Genomic DNA, 11,490 nt, shown 5'->3' on the forward strand with positions numbered 1-11,490 from the left:
GAAGGCATGGTCGCGGATGTGGTCGCAATTGTCATCGTGCGCGGGGCCATGCTCGTACCCGTGGCTATGCCCATACCCGTGCCCGTGCCCAAGGCTGTGGTCGTGCTCGTGCTCGTGCTCGTGCTCGTGCTCGTGCTCGTGCTCGCGAGCATCGGCAGCCGAGTGCCCAGAGGCGCTCGGCTGCGCACCCACCTGGGCGCGGCGTCGCCCGAAGGCTCGCCACTGCCGCCGCAATACGACCGCACCGACCGCGAGGACCATGAGCGCCACCGCAAGTCGGCCCCACACCGAGACCGGCTCAACGGTCACGGCCTGCTCCCCGGCGAACGCCCACCACAGCAGGCCGATCACGAGCACCGACACCGTGTGCAACCCGGCGACGATCACCGCCAGCGCGGCCGCGTGCATCCAGCGGCCGTGCTCAGCCACAAGGTAGGCGGCTACAAGCGACTTCCCATGGCCCGGCCGCAGCGCGTGCGCCGCGCCGACCAGCAGCGCAACCGCGATCGCAACCGGCCACAGCGCATGGTCGAAGGCATCGAGCAGCCACCCGTCGAAGCCGCTCACCGCGCACCCGCCTTGCAGTGCAGCTTTTCCGACCAGCTCACTTCAACAGCCATCCGGCTCACGCGCGCACCGCCTTGCGGTGCCGCAGACCGAGAACCGTGGCCGTGGCCGTGGCCGTGGCCGTGGCCGCTGCCGCTGCCGCTGCCGCTGCGACAAGGTACGTCGATACGGCTCCGACCGCTGCGGCGGCGTCTCGCGCCTGCGGACCGGTCGCGCTTGCATCCGACTGCGAAGTTTCGCTGAGCGCGTCGGTCGGGAGCGCCCGCTCGTCGAGCTCGCCTCCTTGCGGGGCTTCCCTTCTCACGCTCTCGCCGCCTTGCGGAGTCGCCGCAGGCCGACCACCGCGGTCGCGGCGACGACCGCCGCTACGGCTGCGACCGCTGCGAGGACGGCCCATCGCGATCCCGTCGCGCTCGCGTCGAACCGCCAGACCGCGCTGGGCGCGTCGGCCGAGTACAGCTGCTGTTCGCGATCACCTCCTTCCGCGAAGACCACCGTCCGGTAGGCCGGATCGGCGTCGGTCAGGGCGGTAACCGTAACGGTCACCTCCGACACTTCCGTCTCGCAGCTGAAGACGAGTTCAGCTCCGGCCTCCACAAGGCCGCTCAGGTCGACCTCGGCGGGGCAGGAGCGCCCGTCCTGGGTGACGGTGATGTGCGCGGCCAGGTAGTCGGCAACCTCGGTCGACGACCGGAGCAGGTCGGCGTCGCTGTCGCCCACCGGTTCCGGTTCGCCGTCAGGGTTCAGGTCGAAGACGTACTCGCGGCGGTCGTCGAGGACCCCGGTGACCGAGCCGAGGACCAGGAGGTCGTCAGCGGGAGCCGTCCACAGCGCCGTGACCTGGTCGCCGTCTGCGCTGAGCCGCAAGGCCTGCGGGTCGCCGAGCGGGTGCGCGGCCGCGGGCACCGCCACTCCCCCAAGGCAAAACGCAGCAGCGACGGCGAGGCCGAGCCGGGCGGTCAGTCGCATTCGCGGCCGCCGCGGCCGGGGACGGTGAGGATCGCGGCGGCCGAGCGCGCGGTGCGCCCGTTCGCGTCCGAGGCGTCCGCGCCCCACAGGTACCGGGTGCAGTAGTCGAGCCCGCCCCAGTCGATCGAGACGGTCTCGCCGTCGCCGGCGGTCGGGGTGCCGAGCGCCTCGGGCGCGGCGTGCGGGGTGACGAGGTCGGTCTGGATGCGCTTGTCATAGGCGGTGTTCAGGTCGACTTCGACGATGAACTCGTCGCTTGAGTCGTCGTATTCGAACGGGATGTCGTCGGGCTTGTACTCCCAGGCGTTGTGCTCGTCGCGGATCGGCGAGTACGTGTTCACGGCCATGAGCCCGGCGTCGAGGTCGAACTGGAGGAGGCGCAGGAACCCGGAGTTGACGCGCCCGTTCTCGTCGGTGAACCCCTGGTAGTTCGCCATCATCTCGACGACCATCCGCCCCTCGACGCCGTCGACGTCGCGCTTGATGTTCAGCGCCACACCGTGGTGGTGCCCGGCGAGGACCATGAACACGTTCTCGTTGGGCACGATGATCTCGTTCCAGTACCGGTCGGCCATCGAGCTCCACCGGTAGTTGTCCGGCGTGGACAGGGAGCCGTCCGGGTTCAGGTACTCGTGGGTCGCGAAGATCACGTTGTGGTCGGGGTGCGCGCCGATGACCTCGTTCGCCCAGTCGACGGAGCCCTCGCCCGCGTAGTAGCCGAGGTAGAGGAACAGGAACTTCGCGCCGCCGGCCTCGATCACGTCGTAGTGGTTCTGGGAGTCGTCCTCGCGCCACGCGTCGCCGTACCAGTCCTCCCCTTCGAAGCGCTCGTCCGGGAAGTACTGGTTGTACAGGTCGGCCTCGCGGCCCCACTTGGTGTCGTGGTTGCCGGGGGTGACGCCGTACGGCGCGCCGGCCGCGTCGAGCACGCCCATCGCGTCGGACGCGAACTCGTACTCGTCCACGGCCCGCTCGGTGGAGGTGTTCCCGTTGAGCCAGTTCTGGATCAGGTCGCCGGTGTGCGCGGTGTACTCGATGGAGCGGGCCTCGTCGTTGGTCGCGATCCAGCGGGTCATCTCGGCGTAGGCGTCGCGGTAGCCCTCGGAGAGGAACTGCGTGTCGGTGACGTACCCGAACGCGAGGTCGTACTCGGCGGGGTCCTTGAACGCGAGGTTCGGCTCGGCCGCGTCGTCGGAGAACGCCGTCTCGGTCTCGGGCCCGTCGACGACGAGGATGTCGAGGTTCCGGCCGCCGCGAACGTACGTGGGGACGTCGATCGCCGCGGTCAGCGTGATCTGCCCGCCGGTGAGCCCGCCGTCGGCGTCGAGGAGGTCCCAGCGCTCGTACCAGCGGTTCCAGGCGTACAGCTGGAGTTCGCTGGTGCCGGTGGAGGAGCCCGACCAGGTGACGGCGAAGTCGCGCCACTGCTTGGCGTCGGTCTTGAACTCGAAGCGCTGGAACGGGAAGCCCTCGACGGTCTCGGTGACGATCGGCTCGTCGCCCCAGTCGACGCGCTCCTCGCCGGTGATCCCACGCGTGGCGGGCGGGACGGTGTCGGTGACGCCGGCGTAGACCGTGGAGGTGCGCCGGTTCAGTTCGATCACTTCGCCGCCGGTGAAGGCGAGGTCGCTTGCCTCGCCGGTGGTGTGGTCGGCGGTCGCGTTCAGTTCCGCTCGGCGCCCTTGCACTTCCGCGTCGGTCTCAGGGCTGAGCGGCCGCGGCGCGGCCGCGGCGGCCACGTCCTCCAGTTCGGCGTCGGTGAAGTCGGCGGGCCCGCGCAGGTCGTCGGGGAGCGACCCCGGCGTGCGCGGGGCGGGTGTGAAGTCGTCGGCGTTGTACGCGGTCTGGTCGAGGCGCTGGTAGGAGTCGCCCTGCTCGTACTCGACGACGTTCACCAGCGACAGTCCCTGCGCGCAGGGGCTGTACAGCGCGGAGTACACGCCGACCGAGTCGACCAGGCGCCCTTGGGCATCGAGGACCATGAGCCCGAATCCGCCCGCGGCGAGCCCGGTCGAGTAGGCGGCGTCGAACTCCCCGCCCGCATACAGGCTCGACCCGGCGTGGACGGCGAGGTACGTCTCGCCGGGGTCGAGGACGGCGGCGCCGATGACCGGGATCTGCAAGGCTCCGGCGCGGCGGCCGTCCTCCTGGCAGCGGAAGACCCGCCAGCCGGTGAGGTCCACGGGTTCGTCGCCGAAATTCGCGAGTTCGAAGAACTCGTCGGAGGCCCCCGCGGGGCCCGCGTTCACGAGCTCGCTGACGCGCACACCGGTGTCGACCGGTTCGGGCGCGCTCACGGGCGCCTCGCTCAGGGTCCCGATGGTGCGCAGGCCCTTCGCGAAGTCGTCCTGGTTGACACCGGTATCGCCGGTGCGCTGCCAGGTCTGGTTCCAGGCGAAGTCGAGCCGGTTCGGCACGGCGTCGCCCTGGGTGCACGGACTTCCGGTGGGCGCCTGGTGGAAGCCGTCGTCCTCGTACACTCCGACCGCGTCGCGCAGGACGCCCTCATCGTCGTACAGCGAAGCGCCGAACCCCTCGTTGGCGAGGCTGACCGAGTACCTGACGGCGGTGACGCCGGCGGGCACGGACACCGAGGTGTGCGCGGCGACGACCACCTCACCGGGATCGAGGACGGTCCCGGCCGGGATCACGGCCTGGAGGCTGGAGTCGTCGGTCCGGCCGCTGCCCCAGCAGCGGTAGAACTTCCAGCCGCCCACGTCGACCGGCTCGTCGCCGTAGTTCGCGAACTCCACGAAGTCGTCGGAGCCGCCCGCGGGACCGGCGTTGGCGAGCTCGGAGACGAGCACGTCGCCGCCGGTCGGGCCGTCGTCGGCCTCGGTCGCGTTGGGCTCGCCGGCGGTGCGCTCGGCCCTGATCCAGTCCGCGGCCTGCACGCCGGTGACGCCGGTGCGCTGCCAGGTCTGGTCGCGGACGCCGTTGAGGTCGTTGGGGAGCGGCGTGTCGCCGAGCGCGCATTCGCTGTCGCCGGGCGCGGCGTACACGGCGACGGCGTCGACGAGCCGGCGGTCCGCGTCCTGGAGCCAGATGCCGAACCCGTCGTTGGCGAGGCTGACCTCGTAGAACGCGTCGGCGTCGGGGAAGGTCCCCGCGGTGTTCGCGATCAGGTACGTCTCGCCGGGGTCGAGCACGACCCCCGACAGCGGCGGCAGCTGCGGCTCGTAGGCGCGCGAACCGCTTGCGGCGCAGCGGTATACCTGCCAGCCGGTGAGGTCGACGGCGGTGTCGCCGAAGTTGGCGAGCTCGATGATCTCGTCGGCGCTCCCCGCGGGGCCGGCGTTGCTGACCTCGCTGATGAGCACGGCCGGTTCGGACTGCGCCTGCGCCGCGGGAGTCGAGCGGAACGCGAGCAGCGAGAGGACGAGGACTGAGGCGAGCATGAACGCCAGCGCGATTCGGCGGCGGTCTCCATGAATCCGGGGGTACGGGGTCATATGACGGAGCGTGTCCGAGGGGAGTGAATCACGGGTGAATCGTAGGGTACGTCCATACTGCACCCCTGACAATTCGCGGCCAATGCCTGCTCTGACCGGCGTGTCCTAATTCCACTTCAGACGGTTGCGGGTGAACAGGACCCGCTGCGCCCGTGGGAAACCCCTCTCCGCTCGGTCCCTGGCATCCCCCCTTTCAGACGTCTCCGGCGACGGTGTTGAACCCGCGGACCTCGGCCTTCCAGCGGACCTCCGCGCCGACCCAGGTCGCGGCACGCTCGACGGCGGCGTGCAGGTGCTCCCGGTCGGCCCGCGCGTCGTCCCACTGCGCGGCCTCCACGACGAGTTCGCCGCTGCTGCGGCGCAGGGCGACCCGCCCGGGGAGGTCGCTGCCGACGAACACCGGCAGGCAGTAGTACCCGAACGTGCGCTGCGGCTCGGGCACGTAGATCTCGATCTTCCAGCCGTGGCCCCACAGGCGCTCCATGCGCTCGCGCAGCCACACCAGCTGGTCAAACATCGACACCGCGACGGCCCGCTCGGCGCCGGTGAGCCGGGTGCGCCGCACCTGCGGGTCGATCCAGGCGCGGGCCTTCCAGCCCTCGACGGCGACCTGCTCGGTCTCAAGCTCGCGCAGCACCCGCTCGGTGTCGGCGATCTTGAGCCGGAAGTAGTCGGCGACGTCCTTGGTGGTGCCGACGCCGAGGTTCCGCAGGGCCGTGGACACCATGTAGCGCAGGCATTCCGCGTCGTCGGCGTCCCACAGGTGCTCGGCGGGGATGCCCTGCTCGGCGAGCTGGTAGACGCGCTTGAAGCCGATCCGGTGCGTGCACGCGACCTCGCCGAACCACAGCAGCCGCTCGACGGCGTGCTTGTGGTCGGTGCGGAAGTTCCAGCTGTCGCCCATGTTCCCGGTGCCCCGGTCGCGGTGCATCGCACCGGAAGGGAAGTCGGAGACGGTGACGGCCCCGCGCTCGCGCAGGAGCGCGAGCACTTCGGCCTCGGCGACGGCGAGCGAGTCGTCCTGGTACCGCTCGCGCCAGCTGCGGCGCCGCCGCGCCAGGTACGGCCAGGCCGACACCGGCAGCAGCGACATCGCGTGCGCCCAGTACTCGAACGCGACCGGCGCCTTCCGCCGGTCCAGGCTCCGCACCGCCTCGTCCACGTCGAGGTCGCGGGCGAGCAGCGTCAGCTCGTGGGCGCGCCGCACCGCGGAGATCGTGTCGAGCTGGATGCACCCGAGCCGCTCCAGGACGGTCTTGAAACGCGTGGCCTTCGGCCGCAACTGCGCGGCGATGGCGATCCGCCGGGCGTCGGCCAGCCGCAACGATTCGGGCACTGCACCGGTTCCTCTCCGAGAGCGATAGTGAACGCCCCCGACCGTACAACCGGGGTCCGACAATTTCGTCTCATCCGTTCGGGTGACTTCGCCGCCGGCGCCGCCGGTTTCCGTGCGTTTCTGTCGCACCCGCCCGGCAGGATCGCCGATACCTTCTTCTTCCCCTGGGTGGGCGGGGGTTTGGGATGGCAATACTCCTACCCCACCCACCCGCCCTGCGGGCGGCGCACGTCAGCCCCGGTTCGGCGCCGTCCCGACCGTGCCCGTCTCGGCGCGCGGGTCGGCCGCGCCCTCGGCGTGCCCGTCCTCGTCGATCTCGATCAGGTGCGCGTGCCCGAAGCCGCTCCCGGCCGCGGCCGGAGCGACCGCGAACCCGCGCTCGCGCAGCCCCGCGCCCCACGTCTCCGGGCTGCCGTCCTCCAGCTCGACGTCCGTCTCGTACACGCCCGTCCAGGTCCCGAACCCGGTCTCGCCCGGGTGCAGCCGCCACCTCGGCGCGCTCACCGCTGCCCCGACCGACTCGCCGCCGTGCAGCACCCGTGCGATCAGCTGCGAGACGATCTGCGGCTGCGAATCGCCGCCCATCGACCCGGCCACCAGCCGCAGCGACCCGTCCGCGCGCGTCACCAGCGCCGGCACCAGCGTGTGCGGCGGCCGCTTGCCGGGCCCGTACTCGGCCGGGTGCCCCGGCTCCAGGTTGAACCCGGTCCCGCGGTTCTGGAGGCCGATCCCGGTGCGCGGCTCGAACAGCCACGTCCCGAACCCGGCCGCGTTCGACTGGATGTACGAGACGCCCATGCCGTTCCCGTCGAGCACCGCCATATACGTGGTGCCGCCCGCGGCCTGGTGCACCGGCACGTCGGCCTTCGCGTCCGGGCTGATCCGCGCCGCCCGCTCCCCGGCCGCGGCCAGCAGATCGGTGACGTCGGCGCCGTCGAACAGCCGCTCAGGCCGGTCGTACCCGGCCTGCCGCGCGGCCTCGACCAGGTAGTGCGCCCACAGCGGGTCGCCCGCGTCCACCGGGAGGTCGAGCCTGTCGGCGATCGCCAGCGCGAGCAGCAGCAGGTACCCCTGCGAGTTCGGCGCGGCGGCCCAGATCCGGTGCCCGAACGCGTCGACGCCGATCGGCTCCTCCCACTCCGCTTGCACAGCGGCGAGATCGGCCTCGGTGAACAGGCCCTTGCCGATCTCGACGAGGCCCTTCCCGAACTCGCCGAGGTAGAACCCGTCGCGCCCGCCCTCAGCGGCCGCGCGCAGCGCGCCGGCGGTCCGCTCGCGCGTCACCATCGCCCCGGCCTCCAATCCGACCAGGTCCTCGGCGCCCTCGACGCCTTCAAGGATCTGGCCGGCCTTCGCGAGCATCGCAGTCGCAGGCCAGCCCTTGGCGGCCAGTTCGATCGCGGGCGCGAGGAGCTCGGCCATCGGCCGCGTCCCGTACCGCTCGTGGAGCTTGAACCAGCCGTCGACGACGCCGGGCACGGTGGCCGAGCGCAGGTCGTTCCGGAACGGCATCGCCGTGTGCCCCTCGGCGCGCAGGCCCGCGGCGTCGGCGCCCGATCCGGCGCGGCCCGAGGCGTTCAGGTACGCCGGGACGTCCTCGCCCGGCACGTGGACCAGGGCGAACAGGTCGCCGCCGAGCCCGCACAGGTGCGGGGCGACGATCGTGAGCGCCGCACCAGCGGCGATCGCGGCGTCGACGGCGTTACCGCCGTTCGCGAGCACGTCGGCGCCGATCCGGCTGACGTGCGGATCGACGGAACAGACCACACCCTGGTCGACCACGGGGACTCCTTTGCGCAACCGCCGGCGTCGCCGGACGGGGGGACGGGATCGGGCCGGACCGCAGGCCCGGCACGGCTCGAAGCCTACCTTGCCGCGCGGCTAGTGACGACCGGCCGACTCCCGGCCCGGACTCGGTCGGATCGGCGACATCCCGCATTCCCGGTTCCCGATCGCGCAGGTGGGTACAGGTCCAGGGCGAGGTCGTGGACGGAAGCACGCACACGACACGGTTCCCAGCATTCGGACCGCGTGCCGGTGCTCACGACGGGTGCTTTTGTCCGTCGGCGGACCTAGCATAGAGGTGGACCGCGTCCACCTGTACGCCCAAGTCTCTTGTACGGTGGAGTTTCCGCGGTGGGGACGAGAGGAAGAATCGGAACTGGTCATGGAAGAGCCGACACAACCAGCTGACTCAGCCGGCCCGATCTCCTCGACGGTGCACCGGTGGCGGCGCCTCGCGGTGCGCCACGACCTGGAGTGGAGCGAGCTCCTGCTCATCGCGCTCAACCTCTACGGTCTGCGCGGCAACAACACCGAGGGCATGCGCCTGCGCCTGAACTCCGAGGACGAGGAGTTCATGCTCGTCCTCCCGGCCGACCGCGCGACCTCGCCGTTCAGCCTCCGCGCCCACGTCGACCCCTCCTCGCCGCAGCACGGCCTGAGCGAGCTGTGCGTCGACGGCACCCCGGTCGCCGAGATCATCGAAGCCGAACCGGGAGAAGAGGTCCGCGGGTACCTGCGCGCCGACGGCACCGCCGCGACGCTCCTCCTCCAGTCCGAGGTCGAGCCCGCCGAACTCGTCAAGTGCTACCGCGACCTGCTGGAGGCCCTGGCCTCCGACCTGGCCGACGACGGCGAGCAGCATCTCTTCGACGAGGTCACCCTCTCCGCGGGTGGCGCCCGCGACGAGCAGACCGTCGTCGAGCACCTCCTCGCGGTCCGCGAGGCGATGACCGCCGAAGGGCTCCCCGAGTCCACCACGCTCGGCGTCCTGACCCCGGCCCTGCGCAGCAAGGCCGCGTTCGACGAGCTCGCCGAGAAGGTGGGGCCGGTCCTGCTGTTCCTCACCACCGAGACGTACCAGGACGACAGCGCCGTGCTCGCGGCCGAGCCGATCGTCCCCGAGGACGCCGCGGCCGCCGACCCGTCGGTCGCCCCGGTCGCCAGCCACCAGTCCGAGCGCCTCTCCGAGATCCTCTCGGCCGCAAGGGAAGCCGGACACCGCACCTCGTTCACGTACACCGTGGGCAGCGAGCCGCTCGACGAGATGCGCGCCTGGCTCCTGCCGCTCGCCGAGCAGACCACGATGTGGCCGTCGCTGACGATCCTCCCCGCGGAGAGCCCCGTCGACGACTCCCAGCACATCGCCGCACCGGACGAGCGCCTCGACTTCTTCCTGGAGGCCCGCCGCCTCCTGGAGCAGATCTTCGCGCCCACGCAGCTGCGCCCGCAGCCGTGGCGCTGCTACCGGGGCCTGTGGTACCGCCAGCACGCCGGCGAGCACCTCGACGGCCCGTACGTCTAGCCCGATCCGACATCCCAACGCACAGAACGAATTCCAACCGGGACTAAAGGAAACTTCGCGTTAACTCAGCGAAGACCGCCCTGGTCACGACTCCGCACTACCGTCCTTCCGACACGGTGAGGACAAGGAGAGACAGTAGTGCGGTTTCCGACTGTGTCGGTTGTGATCCCTGTGCACAACGGCATGCCGTATCTGGAGAAGACCATCGACTCGGTGCTGGCCCAGACCATCGGCACCGACCGGATCGAGATCATCGCCGTCGACGACGGCTCCACCGACGGCAGCGGCGACTTCCTCGACAAGCTCGCCCACCACCACGGCGACCTCATCACGGTCGTCCACCAGGCCGCCTCCGGCGGTCCCGGCCACCCGAGGAACGTCGCCCTCGACTACTTCGCCACCGGCGAGTACGTCTTCTTCCTCGACGCCGACGACCACCTCGGCCCCGAAGCCCTCGAACGCCTCGTCGCATCGGCCCGCCGCAACGACTCCGACGTCGTCCTCGGCAAGGTCGTCGGCGTCGACCGCTCAGCGCCCCAGTCGATGTTCCGTCGCAACGAGGACGCCGCGGACCTCTACACGTCGCGCATCTACTGGTCCATCGCCGCCTGGAAGCTCTTCCGCACCGACCACCTTCGCCGGCACGGCATCCGCTTCCCCGCGGGCGTCAAACGCGCCGAGGACCAGCCCTTCACCTTCCACGCCTACCGCCGCGCCCGCAACATCTCCGTCGTCGCCGACTACGACTGCCTGTACCTCGTCCGCCGCGACGACGGCGGCAACGTCACCTCCGCCACCGGCGAAGACTTCTTGCAGCGCACCGAGATCCTCTGGGAGATGCTCGTCCACATGGTCGAGCTCCTCCACGAGCACGTCCCGCCCGGCCCCAGCCGCGACCACCTCATGTACCGCCACTGGGAGACCGAGGGCATCTCGCTCCTGCGCTTCATCGCCATGATCGACGACCCCGAGACCCGCGCCGAATGGTGGCAACGCACCACCGACCTCCTCCACCGCCACCTCACCGCCGACTCCCTCGCCAAGCTCCACCCGCACAACCAGCCGATCCTCTTGGCCGCCGCCGCAACCGAATTCGCCGAGATCGAGGGCCACTACCGCGGCGCCGCCGACCACGGTCGTGTCAAGGAACTCACAGTCATCGACGGCGCCCTCCACGAGCGCTACCTGGCGATCGCCGACCGCGGCGCCCCCACGACCTTCGCACTGAGCAAGCCTTCGCGTATGTCAACCAGCGTCACCGGCATCACCCGTCGAAACGGCCGTCTCGTCATCATCGGCACCACCGGTTTCGCCCAACACCGGGTCCTCGGCCTGCACCCCCACATGGTCGCCATCGCCCGCGAGACCGGCACCACCCTGACGAAACCGGTCGAGTACGACCCGGAGACCCAGCAGTTCAGCATCGAGATCGACCCCATCGAGGACTTCCGCGACCTCGCCAAGGACGACGTCTTCGACCTCTACGTGGAATTCGAACTCCCCGACCAGATCCTCCAGCAGGCACTACGTGTCCCGAACCCCGCTGAACTCCCGCGCCGGCGAACCACCCTGACCCGCTATCGGCTCCGCACCAGCGTGAGCGTCTACCAGTACCTCACCAACCCCCGCAAGCGAATCGCCCTCGAAGTCCACACGACCAAGAGCACCCGCAACCTCGTCCAGCACACCAAGCGCGCCATCCGACGCAGGCTCCACCGGCCGGCCTGATCGCCTGGAATCAGTTCCAGGGAACGCGAAAAGGCCCCCACCTGTCGGTGGGGGCCTCTCGTATGTAGATGTTTGGCGGTGTCCTGCTCTCCCACACCCCCTCGGGTGCAGTACCATCGGCGCTGGAAGCC

Annotated in this window: 7 protein-coding genes; 2 read left to right on the plus strand and 5 right to left on the minus strand. The window is 70.7% G+C overall.

What is annotated here, in order from left to right; genetic code table 11:
- The 5 genes from DI269_RS00845 to DI269_RS00865 all read right to left on the minus strand — a co-directional run.
- Window positions 1–567: HoxN/HupN/NixA family nickel/cobalt transporter (locus DI269_RS00845; protein ID WP_456298699.1), on the minus strand; the 567-nt coding region annotated here is incomplete at its 3' end.
- Window positions 568–867: 300 nt separating this feature from the next.
- Entirely contained in the window at window positions 868–1,479 is a 612-nt protein-coding gene (locus tag DI269_RS00850; protein ID WP_157974670.1) for a hypothetical protein, read from the minus strand.
- A gap of 47 nt (window positions 1,480–1,526) precedes the next feature.
- Window positions 1,527–4,988 carry a lamin tail domain-containing protein gene (locus DI269_RS00855; RefSeq protein WP_112133268.1) on the minus strand — a complete coding sequence of 1,154 codons (3,462 nt, stop codon included), beginning with the start codon at window positions 4,986–4,988 and terminating at the stop codon, window positions 1,527–1,529.
- A gap of 193 nt (window positions 4,989–5,181) precedes the next feature.
- Window positions 5,182–6,324, minus strand: a complete 1,143-nt coding sequence (locus tag DI269_RS00860) for a DNA glycosylase AlkZ-like family protein (RefSeq protein WP_157974671.1) — start codon at window positions 6,322–6,324, stop codon at window positions 5,182–5,184.
- Window positions 6,325–6,555: 231 nt separating this feature from the next.
- Window positions 6,556–8,106 (minus strand): gamma-glutamyltransferase family protein, encoded by a 1,551-nt coding sequence (locus DI269_RS00865; RefSeq protein WP_112133270.1) that lies wholly within the window; start codon window positions 8,104–8,106, stop codon window positions 6,556–6,558.
- Window positions 8,107–8,491: 385 nt separating this feature from the next.
- On the opposite strand from DI269_RS00865, the gene DI269_RS00870 reads away from it, so the two are divergent.
- Both DI269_RS00870 and DI269_RS00875 read left to right on the plus strand, forming a co-directional pair.
- Window positions 8,492–9,631: a hypothetical protein gene (locus tag DI269_RS00870; RefSeq protein ID WP_157974672.1), complete on the plus strand. Its 1,140-nt coding sequence runs from the start codon at window positions 8,492–8,494 to the stop codon at window positions 9,629–9,631.
- A gap of 153 nt (window positions 9,632–9,784) precedes the next feature.
- Window positions 9,785–11,359 carry a glycosyltransferase family 2 protein gene (locus tag DI269_RS00875; protein ID WP_408612249.1) on the plus strand — a complete coding sequence of 525 codons (1,575 nt, stop codon included), beginning with the start codon at window positions 9,785–9,787 and terminating at the stop codon, window positions 11,357–11,359.
- The last annotated feature ends 131 nt before the right edge of the window (window positions 11,360–11,490 follow it).

The organism is Glycomyces dulcitolivorans, assembly GCF_003265355.1.
Lineage (GTDB): Bacteria > Actinomycetota > Actinomycetes > Mycobacteriales > Micromonosporaceae > Glycomyces > Glycomyces dulcitolivorans.

Excerpts from the sequence above, each read along its gene's own strand:
- DI269_RS00870 (WP_157974672.1), top strand. The coding sequence starts at position 8,492 with ATGGAAGAGCCGACACAACCAGCTGACTCAGCCGGCCCGATCTCCTCG.
- DI269_RS00855 (WP_112133268.1), bottom strand. The coding sequence starts at position 4,988 with ATGACCCCGTACCCCCGGATTCATGGAGACCGCCGCCGAATCGCGCTG.